Origin of the sequence: Paucibacter soli (assembly GCF_037482845.1) — a bacterium.
Lineage (GTDB): Bacteria > Pseudomonadota > Gammaproteobacteria > Burkholderiales > Burkholderiaceae_C > Paucibacter_B > Paucibacter_B soli.
The window spans coordinates 53,255-69,332 of record NZ_JBBHJW010000010.1; the positions used below are offsets into that span (position 1 = coordinate 53,255).

Genomic DNA, 16,078 nt, shown 5'->3' on the forward strand with positions numbered 1-16,078 from the left:
GCGCATGACCCAGTTCGCCAAGGAAACACTGCCCATCAGCCTTGAGGAGGAGATGCGGCGTTCGTACCTCGATTACGCGATGAGCGTGATCGTCGGCCGTGCCCTCCCCGATGCCCGCGATGGCCTGAAGCCGGTGCACCGCCGCGTGCTGTTCGCGATGAACGAGATGGGCAACACCTACAACGCCAAGTACCGCAAGAGTGCGCAGGCCGTCGGTGAGACCATGGGTAAGTACCACCCGCACGGAGATTCGGCCATCTACGACACCATCGTGCGCATGGCACAGCCATTCAGCCTGCGACATATGTTGATCGACGGGCAAGGCAACTTCGGTTCCATCGACGGCGATAACGCCGCGGCGATGCGGTACACCGAAATTCGCCTGGACAAAATCGCCCATGAATTGCTGGCCGATATCGACAAGGAAACGGTCGATTTCGGGCCTAACTACGACGGCAGCCACAAGGAACCCCTGGTTCTGCCGGCCCGCCTGCCCAATCTGCTGGTGAATGGCGCCTCGGGTATTGCGGTGGGCATGGCCACCAATATCCCGCCGCACAACTTGAACGAGGTGGTGGACGCCTGCCTGCATGCGCTGCGCAATCCGGAAGCCTCGATCGACGAGCTGATGGAAATCATTCCGGCGCCCGACTTCCCCACCGCCGGCATCATCTACGGCCTCTCGGGCGTGCGCGACGGCTATCGCACCGGACGCGGCAAGGTGGTGATGCGGGCCAAGGTGCATTTCGAGGACATCGACCGCGGCCAGCGCCAGGCCATCATCGTTGACGAGATCCCCTACCAGGTCAACAAGAAGACGCTGCTGGAGCGCATTGCCGAGCTGGTGCACGAAAAGAAGATCGAAGGCATCAGCCATATCCAGGACGAGAGCGACAAGTCCGGCATGCGCGTGGTGATCGAGCTCAAGCGCGGCGAAGTGCCCGAGGTGGTGCTGAACAATCTGTACAAGCAGACCCAGCTGCAAGATACCTTCGGCATGAATATGGTGGCGCTGATCGACGGTCAGCCCAAGCTCTGCAACCTGAAGGACCTGATCACGGTGTTCCTGGAGCACCGCCGCGAGGTGGTGACCCGCCGCACCATCTTCGAGCTGCGCAAGGCACGCGAGCGCGGCCATGTGCTGGAAGGCCTGGCCGTCGCGCTGGCCAATATCGACGAGTTCATCGCCACCATCAAGAACTCGCCCACCCCACCGGTGGCCAAGGCCGCGCTGATGGCCAAGAGCTGGGATTCCTCGCTGGTGCGCGAGATGCTGGTGCGCGCCGAGGAGGCCACGCCAGGCGGCCGCGGCGCCTTCCGCCCCGAGGGCCTGCCCGCCATGTATGGCATGCAGGAAGACGGCCTCTACCGTCTCTCCGACGACCAGGCCAGCGAGATCCTGCAGATGCGTCTGCAGCGCCTCACCGGCCTGGAGCAGGACAAGATCGTCGGCGAGTACCGCGACGTGATGGCGCAGATCGCCGATCTGCTGGACATCCTGGCCACGCCGGCGCGCGTCACCACCATCATCAGCGAGGAGCTGGTGCAGGTGCGCCAGGAGTTCGGCCAGACCAAGCTGGGCGCGCGCCGCAGCGTGATCGAGCACAACGCCCAGGAACTCGGCACCGAAGACCTGATCACCCCCACTGATATGGTGGTGACGCTCTCGCATACCGGCTATATCAAGAGCCAGGCGCTGAGCGAATACCGCGCGCAGCGCCGCGGTGGCCGCGGCAAGCAGGCCGCCGCCACCAAGGACGACGACTGGATCGACCAGCTCTTCATCGCCAACACGCACGACTGGATCCTGTGCTTCAGCAACCGCGGCCGGGTCTACTGGCTCAAGGTCTGGGAGGTGCCGCAGGGCTCGCGCAACTCGCGCGGCAAGCCCATCGTCAACATGTTCCCGCTGCAGGCCGAGGAGAAGATCACCGTGGTGCTGCCGCTTACCGGCGAGTTCCGCAGCTTCCCTGAGGACCACTTCATCTTCATGGCCACGGCACTGGGCACGGTGAAGAAGACCTCGCTGAAGGACTTCAGCAACCCGCGCAAGGCCGGCATTATTTCGGTGGACCTGGACGAGGGCGATTTCCTGATCGGCGCGGCGCTGACCGACGGCAAGCACGATGTGATGCTGTTCAGCGATGGTGGCAAGGCGGTGCGCTTCGACGAAGACGATGTGCGCCCCATGGGTCGCCAGGCACGCGGCGTGCGAGGCATGATGCTGGAGCCCGAGCAGCGCCTGATCGCCATGCTGGTGGCAGAGGACGAGACGCAGAGCGTGCTCACCGCCACCGAGAACGGCTATGGCAAGCGCACCTCCATCATCGAGTACACGCGCCATGGCCGCGGCACCAAGGGCATGATTGCGATCCAGCAGAGCGAGCGCAATGGCCGCGTGGTGGCCGCCACCCTGGTGCGCCCGGAGGACGAGATCATGCTGATCACCGACCGCGGCGTGCTCGTGCGCACTCGGGTCGCCGAGATTCGCGAACTCGGCCGCGCCACCCAGGGCGTGACCCTGATCGCGCTGGACGATGGCTCCAAGCTCTCCGGCCTGCAACGCATCGTCGAGAACGATGCCAATGAAGGCACCATCGATGGTGCGGCGGAAGCCGGCACCGACAATCCCGCTGAAGGCGATCCGAACGCCGACGACGCTAACAAGGAATGAGTTTGAACACCTCGCTGTTGAAGATCTGCGCCGCCGCTGTCATTGCCGCCTGCGCCGTACCGGCCCTCGCCCAATCGGCCTCGGCCCCTGCCAGCTCGCCCGCCAAGAAGGAGCTGATCGCCAAGGTGCTGCAGCTGCAGCAGCCCGCCATCGAGGGCCTGGCCCGCGGCGTTTTGCAGCAACCCATTGGCAATCTGATGCAGGGCGCCGGTGCCGCACTGCAAAACCAGGTCGCGCCCGAAAAGCGCGAGGCTACCGCCAAAGCCATCGAAGCCGACATCAAGAAGTTCGTTGAGGAAAACACGCCGGTGTTGCGCAATGCGGCACTGAAGCTCGCCCCGAGCACCATTGGCAACATGCTCGACGAGCGGTTCACCGAGGATGAGTTGCGTCAGCTCGTTGCCATCCTGGACTCGCCCGTCAACAAAAAGTATGTGCAGATGGGCGGCGACATGCAGTCCGCGCTGGGCCAGAAGCTGATGGCGGAAGTGGGCCCCGGCCTGGAAGGCAAGTTCAACGCGCTGCGCGCCAGCGTGGCCAAGCAGTTGGGCATCAGCCCGCCGCCCGCAGCCAGCAAGCCCGCCACCGGCAGCACCCCCGCCAAGAAGTAATCCCCGGCCCAAGCCGTTCACGCCCGCAGCCCCGCCATGACGTCACGCCCCTTCAATTTTTCCGCCGGCCCGGCCGCCTTGCCCGAAGAGGTGTTGACGCTGGTGGCGCAGGAAATGCTGGACTGGCACGGCTCGGGCATGAGCGTGATGGAGATGAGCCACCGCGGCCGCGAGTTCATCTCGATCGCGGAGGCGGCAGAGGCCGACCTGCGCGACTTGCTGCAGGTGCCGGCCAACTTCCGCATTCTCTTCGTGCAGGGTGGCGGCCTGGGCGAGAACGCCATCGTGCCAATGAACCTCTCGCGTGGCGGCAAGGTGGATGTGGTGGTGAGCGGTTCCTGGTCCGCCAAGAGCGCCCAGGAAGCAAGGCGTTATGCCGATGTGCAGATCGCCGCCGACAACTCGGCCGACGGCCGGCGCCAGCTGGCGCCGGCGGCCCAGTGGCGGCTGCGGCCCGATGCGGCCTATGTGCATGTCTGCAGCAACGAGACCATCGACGGGCTGGAGTTCCACGAGCTGCCGGACCTCAAGGCGCTGGGCTCAGACGCTCCGCTGGTGATCGACTGCTCCTCGCACCAGCTCTCGCGCAGCATCGACTGGTCGCGCGTCGGCCTGGCCTTTGGGGGCGCACAGAAGAACATCGGCCCGGCCGGCCTCACCCTGGTCTATGTGCGCGAGGATCTGCTGGGCCATGCCCTGCCAATCTGCCCCAGCGCCTTCGACTACAAGACCGTGGCCGAGGCCCAGTCGATGTACAACACGCCGCCCACCTTCGGCATCTATGTAGCCGGCCTGGTGTTCAAGTGGCTGAAGGGTTTTGCCTATGCCGGCAAGACCGGCCTGGCCGCGATCGAGCAGCGCAATATCGACAAGGCGCAACTGCTGTACGCCGCGCTCGACGGCTCGAATCTGTTTGAAAACCGCGTGGCGGCGAACTGCCGCTCGCGCATGAACGTACCGTTCTATCTCCGCGACGAACGTCTGAACGACGCCTTCCTGGCCGGTGCCAAGGAGCGCGGACTGCTGCAACTCAAAGGCCACAAGTCGGTGGGCGGCATGCGTGCATCGATCTACAACGCCATGCCGCTCGAGGGTGTGCAAGCCCTGACGGCGTATCTGAGAGACTTTGAGGCACAACATGGCTGATGGAGCCCCCGCGACTCCTCCTAACCTTTCCCCGCCGGTCGCCGACCCGGCCCTGCTGAAACTGCGTGACCAGATCGACAGCCTCGACCAAGAGCTGCTCAAGCTGCTGAACCGCCGCGCCCATGTGGCCGAGCAGGTGGGCGAGATCAAGCGCCGCGACGGCACACCCTTCTTCCGTCCCGACCGCGTGGCCCAGGTGATCACCAAGATCCAGCAGGCCAACCAGGGCCCCTTGCGCAACGAGCATGTGGCCGCGATCTGGCGCGAGATCATGTCGGCCTGCCTGGCGCTGGAATCGCCGCAGCGTGTGGCCGTGCTGGGCCCGGTGGGCACATTCTGCGAGCAGGCGGCGATCGAGTATTTCGGTGGCGCTGCGGACCTGATCTATTGCTCCAGCTTCGACGAGGTCTTCCATGCCACCGCCAGCGGCAGCGCCCAGTACGGCGTGGTGGGCGTGGAGAACATGACCGAGGGCGTGGTGACGCGTTCGCTGGACCTGTTCCTGCACACGCCCACCCATGTGGTGGGCGAGGTCAGCCTCTTGATTCGCCACAACCTGCTGTGCAAGGACAACTCGCTGCGCGGCATCAAGGCGGTGCTGGCGCATCCGCAGGCACTCGCGCAATGCCAGAACTGGCTCAACAAGCACCTGCCCGACGCCGAGCGCCGCGCCGTCTCCAGCAATGCCGAGGGCGCCCGCCTGGCGGCCGAGCATCCGGAATGGGCGGCCATCGCCAGCGAGCGCGCTGCCACCCTGTTCGGCCTGCACATCGTGGCCCATGCGGTGCAGGACGAGGCTTACAACCGCACCCGTTTTGCGGTGATCTGCCTGCCGCAGACCATGGACGTGCCGCCGCCCACCGGCCGCGACTGCACCAGCCTGATCGTCTCGGTGACGAATCGCCCCGGCGCCATGCACGACCTGCTGGTACCACTGAAGAACCATGGCGTGTCGATGACGCGGCTGGAGTCGCGCCCGGCGCGCACCGGCCAATGGGAGTACTACTTCTACATCGACCTGGAAGGCCACCCCTCCGAGCCGCATGTGGCGGCTGCCTTGGCAGAGTTGAGACAGCTGTGCGCCTTCTACAAGGTGATCGGCACCTATCCAGTGAAAGCCTGAGCATGTTTCAGCAACTCGGCGTGATCGGATGCGGCCTGATGGGCGGCTCCTTCGCGCTTGCACTCAAAAAGGCCGGGCTGGTGAAGCGGGTGGTGGGCTATAGCAAGTCGCCCTCCACCACCGAGGCCGCCAAGAAGCTGGGCGTGATCGACATCGCCGCCGAATCGGCCCTGCTGGCGGTCTCGGGATCGGACATCGTGCTGCTGGCCGTGCCGGTGGCCGCCACCGAGGCGACGCTGAAGGCCGTCAAGCATATGGTGGACCCCGGCGTGCTCTTCATGGACGTGGGCTCGACCAAATGCGATGTGGTCGACGCCGCGCGCCGCGTGCTGGGCAGGCAGTTCGGCTCCTTCGTGCCCGCGCACCCGATTGCCGGCAAGGAATCGGCCGGCGTGCAGAACGCCGATGCCGGGCTTTACCAGGGTCGCCAGGTCATCCTGACGCCGCTGCCGCAGACCAATGCGGCGCTGGTGCAGAAGGCCACCGACGTCTGGTCGGCGCTGGGTTGCCAGGTGCTGAAGATGACGCCGCAGAACCATGACGCCGCCTTTGCCGCCGTCAGCCATCTGCCGCATCTGCTTGCCTACGCCTATTTCAGCGCCGTCGCCAAGCAGCCCGCAGCGCGCGATTACCTCAGCCTGGCCGGCCCGGGCTTTCGCGACTTCACCCGCATCGCCGCCAGCGATCCCGCCATCTGGCGCGACATCCTGCTGGCCAACAAGGCCGAGGTGATGGCGCAGTCCAAGCGCTTTCGCGACATGCTGGACCTGCTGGAACAGGTGATACAGAACGACGACGCACAGGGCCTCGAGACCCTGCTCAGGCAGGCCTCCGAAGGCCGCAGCCAATGGCAGATGGGTGTGCCCCGCACCCGCAACTGACTCCGCATTCTCCCCGCCATGTTCAAGATCCCCTTCCTCGACCTGCCGCCGCTGCGCGCAGCCGCCGGCACCGTGCGCCTGCCGGGCTCCAAAAGCATCTCCAACCGAGTGCTGCTGCTGGCCGGCCTCTCCGAAGGCCAGACCCTGGTGCATGACCTGCTGGACTCCGACGACACCGCCGTGATGCTGGCAGCGCTGAAGACGCTGGGTTGCCAAATAGAGCAGCTGCCCGGCGGCCCGCTCAAGATCACCGGCCTGGGCGCACGCCTGGTCAACCATGATGCGCAGCTCTTTCTCGGCAATGCCGGTACCGCGATGCGGCCGCTCACCGCGGCGCTGGCGCTGCTGGCCGCCACCCAGGGCGGCAGCTTCGAGTTGGCCGGCGTGGCGCGCATGCACGAGCGGCCCATCGGCGACCTGGTCGATGCCCTGCGCGAACTGGGCTGCGAGATCGCCTGCCTGGGCAACGAAGGCTATCCGCCGCTGCGCCTGACCGGGCCCAGCAAGCTCAAGCTGGCCGAGCCAGTGCGGGTGCGCGGCGATGTCTCGAGCCAGTTCCTCACCGCCCTGCTCTTGGCCCTGCCGCTGGTGGCCACACAGGACGTGGTGATCGAGGTGGTCGGCGAGCTGATCTCCAAGCCCTATGTGCACATCACCCTGGAGCTGCTGAAGCGCTTTGGCATCGCGGTGCGCGCGGACGGCTGGCAGCGCTTCACGATTCCCGCCGGCAGCCGCTACCGCTCGCCGGGCGAGGTGCATGTGGAGGGCGATGCCTCCTCGGCCTCCTACTTCGTGGCGCTGGGCGCCATCGCCGCCACCGAGGCACCGATCCGCATCGAAGGCGTGGGCAGTGCCTCACTGCAGGGCGATGTGCGCTTTGTCGAGGCCGCGCAGGCGATGGGCGCCGAGGTGCGTGCCGAGGCCAATGCGCTGGAGGTCAAGCGCGGCGCCTGGCCGCTCAAGGCCCTGGACCTGGACTGCAACCATATCCCCGACGCCGCCATGACGCTGGCGGTGATGGCGCTCTATGCCGACGGCCCCAGCAAGCTGCGCAATATCGCCAGCTGGCGCGTCAAGGAGACCGACCGCATCGCCGCCATGGCCACCGAGCTGCGCAAGCTCGGCGCCAGCGTTGAGGAAGGCCCGGACTGGCTGCGCGTGCACCCCTTGCGCACCTGGAAGCCCGCCAGCATCCACACCTACGACGACCACCGCGTCGCGATGTGCTTCTCGCTCGCGGCCTTCAACGGCCTGGTCGCTGACGCCGCGGTGCCGGTGCGCATTCTGGAGCCGCATTGCGTGGCCAAGACCTTCCCGGACTATTTCGAGACCCTGTTCGAGGTGGTGACGGCACGCCCCGAGGACATCCCGGTGCTGACCATAGACGGCCCCACCGCCTCCGGCAAGGGCACCCTGGCCGATGAGGTGGCGCATGAGCTGGGCTATGTGATCCTCGACTCCGGCATGCTGTACCGCGCCACCGGCCTGGCCGCCCACCGCGCCGGCCTGGACCTGGACGACGGCGCGGCCGTGGCCGCCGTCGTGCCGGCGATGGACCTGCATTTCCGCAAGGGCCGCGTCACCCTGGGCGAGGAAGACATCACCGAGGCCCTGCGCGCCGAGGCCGCCGGCCTGATGGCCTCGCAGGTCGCCGCCCATCCCCAGGTACGCAGCGCGCTGAACCAGCTGCAGCTGGACTTCCGCCGCGTACCCGGCCTGGTGGCCGATGGCCGCGACATGGGCTCGACCGTGTTCCCCGACGCGGCGCTCAAGGTCTTCCTCACCGCGAGTGCAGCCACGCGTGCCGAGCGGCGCTATAAGCAGTTGATTTCCAAGGGAATCTCGGCTAGCATGGAAGGCTTGCGTGCGGATCTTGAGGCACGTGACGCGCGCGACAAGGGTCGCAGCGCCTCGCCTCTCAAGCCCGCGCAAGACGCGCAAAGCCTCGACAACTCGGCCCAGACCATCGAAGAATCTCGTGATCTGGTGCTGGCTTGGTGGGCCGAGCGCAGGCCGTTCTGAGACAGCGTTGAATCAGAGCAGCATCCGGGCCCGCCGCCCTTCCCTCCGAACGACAGTTCATTGAGGGCGGCGAACTCTACAACCTTAACCCGCAAGCTTGCTTGCAACTGCCGACGGGCAAACGCCTTGCCAGACGGCTCAGGAAATACCATGTCCCAAACCCAGAACGCCACCCCCGCCATGGACTCGTTTGCAGCCATGTTCGAGGAATCGCTGCAGCGCTCCGACATGCGCGCCGGCGAGGTCATCTCCGCCGAAGTGGTGCGTGTCGAGCACAGCTTTGTGGTGGTCAACGCCGGCCTCAAGTCTGAAGCCTACGTGCCCATCGAAGAGTTCAAGAACGACCAGGGCGAGCTCGAAGTCAACGTCGGCGACTTCGTCTCGGTGGCGATCGATGCGATCGAAAACGGCTACGGCGACACCATCCTGTCGCGCGACAAGGCCAAGCGTCTGGCCTCGTGGCTGTCGCTGGAAACCGCACTGGAGTCGGGCGACTTCGTGACCGGTACCGTGTCCGGCAAGGTCAAGGGCGGCCTGACCGTCCTGGTGAACGGCATCCGCGCCTTCCTGCCCGGTTCGCTGCTCGACACCCGCCCGGTGAAGGACATGAGCCCCTACGAGGGCAAGACCATGGAATTCAAGGTCATCAAGCTGGACCGCAAGCGCAACAACGTCGTGTTGTCGCGCCGTGCCGTGGTCGAAGCTTCGATGGGCGAAGAGCGCGCCAAGCTGCTGGAAACGCTGTCGGAAGGCGCGATCGTCCAGGGCGTGGTCAAGAACATCACCGAATACGGTGCCTTCGTGGATCTGGGCGGCATCGACGGCCTGCTGCACATCACCGACATGGCATGGCGCCGCGTGCGTCACCCGAGCGAAGTGGTGACGGTTGGCCAGGAACTGACCGCCAAGGTCCTGAAGTTCGACGCCGAGAAGAACCGCGTCTCGCTGGGCCTGAAGCAGCTGGGCGACGACCCCTGGTTCGGTGTGGCACGTCGCTACCCCACCAACACCCGTTTGTTCGGCAAGGTCACCAACATTGCTGACTACGGCGCGTTCGTGGAAATCGAACCCGGCATCGAAGGCCTGGTGCACGTCTCCGAAATGGACTGGACCAACAAGAACGTGGCTCCTTCGAAGATCGTCTCCCTGGGCGACGAAGTCGAAGTCATGGTCCTGGAAATCGACGAAGACAAGCGTCGCATCTCCCTGGGCATGAAGCAGTGCAAGGCCAATCCTTGGGAAGAGTTCGCCGAGAACGTCAAGCGCGGCGACCGCGTCAAGGGCCCCGTCAAGTCGATCACCGACTTCGGCGTGTTCGTTGGCCTGGCGCAAGGCATCGACGGCCTGGTGCACCTGTCCGACCTGTCGTGGCAAGAAACTGGCGAAGCTGCCGTGCGCAACTTCAAGAAGGGCCAGGAAGTCGAAGCCATCGTGTTGGCCGTGGACGTGGAGCGCGAGCGCATCTCCCTGGGCATCAAGCAGCTGGACAGCGACCCGTTCACCACCTACACCTCGGTCAATGACCGCGGCATGACGGTGACCGGCAAGGTCAAGACGGTCGACGCCCGTGGCGCCGAGATCGAACTGGCTGACGACGTGACCGGCTACCTGCGCGCCTCGGAAATCTCCCGCGACCGCGTGGAAGATGCCCGCAACGTGCTGAAGGAAGGCGACGAAGTCACCTCGGTGATCGTCAACATCGACCGCAAGACGCGCAACATCCAGCTGTCGATCAAGGCCAAGGACAGCGCGGACCAGCAAGAAGCGATGCAGCGTCTGTCGGCTACCAGCGAGCGTGAGAACGCCGGTACCACCAGCCTGGGCGCCCTGCTGCGTGCCAAGCTGGACAACCAGGGCTGATAAAGCCTAATGCCACCGGACCCTGGGCTCTGTTAGCCTAGCGGCTCGGTAGCTGACATTTCAGGCTCGCCACTCTCCCGAGGGCGAGCCTGATTTCCTTGCCTCCCCCTCTTTCACCAGCATTCGATCGTCATGACACGTTCCGACCTCGTGGCCCATCTGGCAGAGCGCTTTGGCCAGCTCACCCAGCGCGACACCGAGTTCGCCGTCAAGACGATATTGGACGCGATGTCCGATGCCCTGGCCCGCGGCCACCGCATCGAGATCCGCGGCTTTGGCAGCTTCTCCATCAACCGCCGCCCACCCCGCATGGGGCGCAATCCGCGCAGCGGCGAGCAGGTGCTGATCCCCGAGAAGCTGGTGCCCCATTTCAAGCCCGGCAAGGCCCTGCGCGAAGCGGTGGACGAGCAGTTGCCGCTGGACGACGTCGGACTGCCGCGCACCCTGGATTGAGCCGCTGGCGCGCCTAGGGCGCCTAGAATCCACGCCAATGCGTCTCTTTGTCTGGCTCTTCCGGGCCTTCCTCTTTTTTGCCCTTTTCGCCTTCGCGCTGAACAACAGCCAGGAGGTGGTGGTGCATTGGTTCTTCGGCCGCGCCTGGAGCGCGCCCCTGGTCATCATCGTGCTGATCGCCTTCGGCCTCGGCTGCGCCCTGGGCGTGCTGGCCATGGTGCCGGCCTGGTGGCACCACCGCCGCGCCGCATCTCGCCAACTGGCCCAGGATCTGCCCGCAGCGGCAACACCTGACCCCGCCAGCGCCCCGATCGTGCGGGACGGCCTCTGAGATGGGCTTCGATCTCAGCTGGCTGCTGATTGCATTGCCCCTGGTGTTCGGCCTTGGCTGGCTGGCCTCCAAGCTCGACACGCGCCAGTGGAAGCGCGAGCAGCGCGACGCACCCAAGGCCTATTTCAAGGGCTTGAACCTGCTGCTCAACGAACAGCAGGACAAGGCCATCGACGCCTTCATCGAGGCGGTGCAGGCCGACCCCGACACCTCCGAGCTGCACTTCGCACTGGGCAATCTGTTCCGCCGCCGTGGCGAATACGAGCGCGCGGTGCGCGTGCACCAGCACCTGCTGCAGCGCGGCGACCTGCCCCGTGCCGAGCGCGAGCGCGCCCAGTACGCGCTGGCCCAGGACTTCTACAAGGCCGGCCTGTTCGACCGCGCCGAGGAGGCCTTTGCGGTGCTGCGCGGCAGCAGCTTCGAGAGCGAAGCCGAACTGGCCCTGCTCTCGCTGTACGAGCGCTCGCGCGAATGGCGCAAGGCCGCCGAGGTGGCCAGGCATCTTGAGCAGGTGGGCACCGGCTCCTTTGCCTCGCGCATCGCGCATTACCTGTGCGAGCTGGCGCTGGAAGCGCAGGCGCGCAACCAGGCGGGCGACGTCGACAAGGCGCAGGCCCTGCTGGCCGAGGCCCGCAAGGTGGCGCCCCAGGCCGCGCGTGCCCATGTGCTGGCTGGGCAATTGCTGATGCGCCGCGAACAGCCCCAACATGCCATGGCCGCCTACGCCGAGCTGCTGGCCGCCAACCCCGAGGCCTTCAATCTGGTGGCCAGCGATTACGCCAGCGCGGCACTCGCCTGCGACGCCGCCGCGGCCGCCCTGCAGACCCTGCAAGGCCAGTACCAGCGTCACCCCGGCATGCACCTACTGCAGGCTATCGCCAAGCTGGAACCGGCCGCGGCCGCGCAGCGCCAGCGCTTGCTGGCGCATCTGCGCCAGGACCCCAGCCTGGCGGCCGCGCGCCAGCTGCTGGCGCAGTCGGGGGCGCAGCTCAGCGATGAAGAGACCACTCTGCTGGGCAGCGCCATCGAGCGTGCCGGCCGGCCGCTGCAGCGCTACCGCTGCGCCGCCTGCGGCTTCGAGGCCCAGCACTATTTCTGGCAATGCCCGGGCTGCCTGAACTGGGACAGCTACCCGCCCCGTCACGTTGAAGAGCTCTGATGCAAGCAAGCAGCACCGATCGCGTCATCCTGTGCATGAAATGGGGCACCAAGTACGGCCCCGAGTACGTCAACCGCCTCTATGCCATGGTGGCGCGGCATCTGCACGGGCCCTTCAAGTTCGTCTGCCTGACCGACCGCAGCGAGGGTATACGCGCCGAGGTGCAATGCCTGCCCATCCCCGAGCTCAAGCTGCCTGCCGGCATCCCCGAGCGCGGCTGGACCAAGCTCACCACCTTTGAAGCGGACCTGCACGGCCTCAAGGGCACGGCGCTGTTCCTGGACCTGGACGTGGTGATCGTCGACGACATCACGCCCTTCTTCGAGGTGCCCGGCGAGTTCCTCATCATCCATGACTGGAAGCGCCCCTGGCGCATCACCGGCAACAGCTCGGTGTACCGCTTCCAGCTGGGTGCACATGCCGATGTGCTGGCCAAGTTCCGCCGCGAGGCCGAGGCGATACGCCGTCAGGTGCGCAACGAGCAGGCCTACCTCTCCAACGAGATGCACGCGCAGGGCAAGCTCAAGTACTGGGACGCCGCCTGGTGCGCCAGCTACAAATACCACTGCATCCCGACCTGGCCCACCAGCTACTGGCGCGACCCCATCATCCCCAAGGGCGCACGCATCCTGATCTTCCATGGCGTGATGAATCCGCCCGACGCGCTGGCCGGTCGCAATATGGGCAACTGGCGCCACGCCCGCCCGGCGCACTGGATCGCCGAGCACTGGCGCGAATGATCTGGCTGGGGCTGCTGGTCCTGCTGCTGGCGCTGCTGGGGCGCGAGCTCTGGCAGGTCCTGTGTGCGCAGGCCCCGGCGCAGATACGCGAGGTCTTGATCGGCGCTGCCGCGCCGCGCGCCGCCGCTGGCATACCCAAGATCCTCTGGACCTACTGGCATCCCGCGCCGGCGCCGCTTTTCATCCAGCAATGCCTGGCCAACTGGCGGCGCCACGCGCCCGACCACGAGCTGCGCCTGCTGGACCGCCAAAGCCTGTTGCAATGGATCCCTGCCAGGGCGCTGCGGCCGGATTTCGACAGCCTGCCGCCCTATCGCCAGGCCGACTGGCTGCGCGTGCAATTGCTGGCCCGCCATGGCGGCATCTGGATGGACGCCTCCACCCTGCTGACGCGCGACCTGGCCTGGCTGCACGAGGCGCAGTTGGCCGCCCAGGCCGAGTACGCAGGCTTCTACATCCAGCGCTACAGCAGCCGGCCCGAGCTGCCCATCGTCGAGAACTGGTGCATGGCCGCGCTGCCCGGCAGCGCCTTTGTGCGCGATCTGGCCGAGGCCTTCGACCATGCGCTGGATCTGGGCGCCGAAGCCTATCTGGACGAGTTGCGCGCACAGGGCCGGCTGGCGCGCGTGGTGCAAGACCTGACCCCGGACTTCCAGCGCTATCTGCTGATGCATGTGGCCGCCTCGGACCTGCTGGACCGGGCGCCCGAGACCTACCGTTTGGCCCTGCTTTGCGCCGAGGACTCGGCCTTCGCCTACCTGGCCGCGCTGCGCTGGCGCAAGCGCCACCTCTACGCCCGCCTCGCGCTCACGCCCTGCCCGCGCCGCCTGCCGGCCCTGATCAAGCTGCGCGGCGGCGACCGCCAGGTGCTGGAGCGCGGCCTGGCCAAGGGCCGTTGGCTGCGCGGCAGCGCCATCGCCCACCTGCTGGAATTGCACGCATGACGGCGCCCTGGCTCAGCATCCTGCTGCCGGTCTACCGGGTCGAGCCCTACCTGCTTGCCTGCGCGGCCTCCATCCTCGATCAGGCCGATGCGGGCGTGGAACTGGTGTTTGTGGACGATGCCTCGCCCGATGGCTCGGCCGCACTGGTCGAGTCATTGCAGGCCCGTGACCCGCGCGTGCGCCTGCTCAGGCATGCGCACAACCAGGGCGTCAGCGCGGCGCGCAATACCCTGCTGGACGCCGCGCGTGGCGACTACCTCTGGTTCGTCGACCCCGACGACCTGATGGAGCCGGGCGCGCTGGCCCGCCTCAAGGCAGTGCTGGCGCAGCAGGCGCCCGACCTGGTGATGTGTGATTTCCGTGCCTTCGACGATGGCAGCAGCAAACCCGCCAAGCCGCGCTACCAGCACATCCCCAGCTTCATCGGGGCTGCACAAGGCGAGGACCTGGATGGCCTGTTGAGCGGCTTGTTCCAGGCCGGGCAGTTGCACCCCTGGTCCAAGATCGTGCGCCGTGCGATCTGGCCGGCGGGCCTGCGCTTCCCGGTCGGCCGGGTGTTCGAAGACCTCGCCGTCTACCCGCGCCTGGCGCTGCAAGTGCGCCGCTTCGTGCATGCGCCCGAGGTCTGGATCGCCTACCGGCAGCGTGCCGGCAGCGCGCTCGCGAACCTGAGCGCGGCCAGGCTGGATGAATGGATGGGCGCCTTGGAGGGCTATGCCGCCGAACTGCCGACGCTGAGCGAGGGCACGCGCTTCGAGATCGCGCATTTCTGCGCCCGCACCTTTGTACGCGCCTGCAAGCGGCGCAGCCGGCTCGGGCAGCAGGGCCTGAGCGAGGCGCTGCGGCGTTTCGCGCGCCAGTGGCGCGCCAGCTCGCCGCTCTCGCCCGAGCAACTGCTGCGCGCCTACCTGCAACGTGGCAAATGGCTGCGCTGGCTGCAGTTGCGCTGGTGGCTGTCTAAAGCGTCGTGAGCAGGGCCTGGTAGCGTAGGCGCATCAGCTCCACGCCATGTTCGGCGAGCGCGCGCTCGCGCGCCGCCGCCGCCAGCCGCTGGCCCAGCCCCGGCTCGCAGAACACGCGCTCCAGCGCATCGGCCAGGGCCGTGGCATCGCCCTCGGGTACCAGGAGGCCGTTGCGCTCATGCGCCAGCACCTCGCTCACGCCCACCACGTCGGAGGCGATGCAGGCACAGCCTGCCGCCATGCCCTCCACCAGGGCCAGCGGCATGCCCTCGTAATGGGTGGCCAGCACGCAGACCGCGTGCGACATCAGCAGCTCGGGCATGCCGCCGTGATGACCCAGGAACTGCACCTGCTCTTGCAGGCCCAGGCGAGCCACCTCGGCCTCGGCGCGCTGGTGATAGGCGGCCTTGCCCGCCCCCGCCAATAGCAGCGGCAGGCGCAGGCCGCGGCCCTTCAGCAGGCCCAGCGCGCGTATCAGGGTCAGATGGTCCTTCTGGCGCGCAAAGCGGGCCGACATCACGATGCCGGCCACGCGCTCCTCAAAGGGCTTGCCGGCGCCTTCGGCGAATGGCCGCAGGTCCACGCCATTGGGTATGGCCATGGTCTTGTCCGCCGGCATGCCCAGCTTCAGCAGCGCCGCCTTCACCCCTTCGGACACGGCCACCAGCCTGGCGCTGCGCGCCGCCAGCCAGCGCGCCTGCGCCAGCTTCCAGCGTGTGTAGCGCTCGCGCGAGTTGTGCTCCACCTGCACCAGCTTGGGCACGCCGGCGAGCAGTCCGGCCCAGCGGCCGAGCAGGTGCTCGGGAAAGCCATGCGCCACCAGCAACTCGGGCCGCCAGGCGCGGCACAGGCGCCACAGCGCCCAGATCGTCGCCAGATGTGACCAGCCCGGCAGCACCTCCACGCGCAGGCCGCGCGCGCGCATCGCTGCCACCCGCGCCGCATCGGTGTTGCGTTTGCGGCGCAGCACCAGCAACACCTCCATGCGCTCGCTTGCCTGTGCCGACAGGCACAGGTCCAGCGCCACCTGGGTGGCACCGGAAAAACCGCCGGTGACGAAATGCAGCACGCGCCGGGGCCCGGCGCCAAGGCCCATGTTGTTTTCAGACATGGCCGGCAGTATAGGCAGGCAGCCCAAGCCGGCGCAGCGGCGACAATCGGCCCCTCGCCAC

General features: G+C 66.9%; 14 protein-coding genes. 13 read left to right on the plus strand and 1 reads right to left on the minus strand.

The features are described from left to right. Window positions 1-4 precede the first annotated feature (4 nt). From gyrA to WG898_RS19815, 13 genes are all read left to right on the plus strand, one after another. A complete protein-coding gene (gyrA, locus tag WG898_RS19755) occupies window positions 5-2,674 on the plus strand; it encodes a DNA gyrase subunit A (RefSeq protein ID WP_339604679.1) in 2,670 nt (889 codons plus the stop codon). After that, window positions 2,671-3,285 carry a DUF2059 domain-containing protein gene (locus tag WG898_RS19760; protein WP_339604494.1) on the plus strand — a complete coding sequence of 205 codons (615 nt, stop codon included), beginning with the start codon at window positions 2,671-2,673 and terminating at the stop codon, window positions 3,283-3,285. The genes gyrA and WG898_RS19760 overlap by 4 nt, the downstream gene beginning before the upstream one ends. Before the next feature lie 36 nt (window positions 3,286-3,321). Then, window positions 3,322-4,431 (plus strand): 3-phosphoserine/phosphohydroxythreonine transaminase, encoded by a 1,110-nt coding sequence (gene serC, locus WG898_RS19765; RefSeq protein ID WP_339604495.1) that lies wholly within the window; start codon window positions 3,322-3,324, stop codon window positions 4,429-4,431. Beyond that, entirely contained in the window at window positions 4,424-5,554 is a 1,131-nt protein-coding gene (gene pheA, locus WG898_RS19770; protein WP_339604496.1) for a prephenate dehydratase, read from the plus strand. The genes serC and pheA overlap by 8 nt, the downstream gene beginning before the upstream one ends. 2 nt (window positions 5,555-5,556) lie before the next feature. Next, window positions 5,557-6,435: a prephenate dehydrogenase gene (locus tag WG898_RS19775; RefSeq protein ID WP_339604497.1), complete on the plus strand. Its 879-nt coding sequence runs from the start codon at window positions 5,557-5,559 to the stop codon at window positions 6,433-6,435. A gap of 18 nt (window positions 6,436-6,453) precedes the next feature. After that, entirely contained in the window at window positions 6,454-8,457 is a 2,004-nt protein-coding gene (locus WG898_RS19780; protein WP_339604498.1) for a bifunctional 3-phosphoshikimate 1-carboxyvinyltransferase/cytidylate kinase, read from the plus strand. Window positions 8,458-8,607: 150 nt separating this feature from the next. Beyond that, on the plus strand, window positions 8,608-10,317 hold the full coding sequence (gene rpsA / locus WG898_RS19785; RefSeq protein ID WP_339604499.1) for a 30S ribosomal protein S1: 1,710 nt from the start codon (window positions 8,608-8,610) through the stop codon (window positions 10,315-10,317). Window positions 10,318-10,449: 132 nt separating this feature from the next. After that, window positions 10,450-10,770, plus strand: coding sequence for an integration host factor subunit beta (locus WG898_RS19790; protein ID WP_339604500.1), 321 nt, complete (start codon window positions 10,450-10,452; stop codon window positions 10,768-10,770). A 37-nt stretch (window positions 10,771-10,807) separates the two neighbouring features. Continuing rightward, window positions 10,808-11,101: a LapA family protein gene (locus WG898_RS19795; protein ID WP_339604501.1), complete on the plus strand. Its 294-nt coding sequence runs from the start codon at window positions 10,808-10,810 to the stop codon at window positions 11,099-11,101. Between the two features lies 1 nt (window position 11,102). Continuing rightward, the gene (gene lapB, locus WG898_RS19800) at window positions 11,103-12,260 is read left to right on the plus strand and encodes a lipopolysaccharide assembly protein LapB (protein WP_339604502.1); all 1,158 of its coding nucleotides are present in this window, start codon (window positions 11,103-11,105) and stop codon (window positions 12,258-12,260) included. After that, entirely contained in the window at window positions 12,260-13,000 is a 741-nt protein-coding gene (locus WG898_RS19805; RefSeq protein WP_339604503.1) for a glycosyltransferase, read from the plus strand. Before lapB ends, WG898_RS19805 begins: the two co-directional genes overlap by 1 nt. Further along, on the plus strand, window positions 12,997-13,944 hold the full coding sequence (locus WG898_RS19810) for a glycosyltransferase family 32 protein (RefSeq protein WP_339604504.1): 948 nt from the start codon (window positions 12,997-12,999) through the stop codon (window positions 13,942-13,944). Before WG898_RS19805 ends, WG898_RS19810 begins: the two co-directional genes overlap by 4 nt. After that, entirely contained in the window at window positions 13,941-14,915 is a 975-nt protein-coding gene (locus WG898_RS19815; RefSeq protein WP_339604505.1) for a glycosyltransferase family 2 protein, read from the plus strand. The genes WG898_RS19810 and WG898_RS19815 overlap by 4 nt, the downstream gene beginning before the upstream one ends. Here the strand turns inward: WG898_RS19815 and WG898_RS19820 are convergent. Further along, window positions 14,902-16,017 (minus strand): glycosyltransferase, encoded by a 1,116-nt coding sequence (locus WG898_RS19820; RefSeq protein WP_339604506.1) that lies wholly within the window; start codon window positions 16,015-16,017, stop codon window positions 14,902-14,904. The genes WG898_RS19815 and WG898_RS19820 overlap by 14 nt on opposite strands. Between the last annotated feature and the right edge of the window lie 61 nt (window positions 16,018-16,078).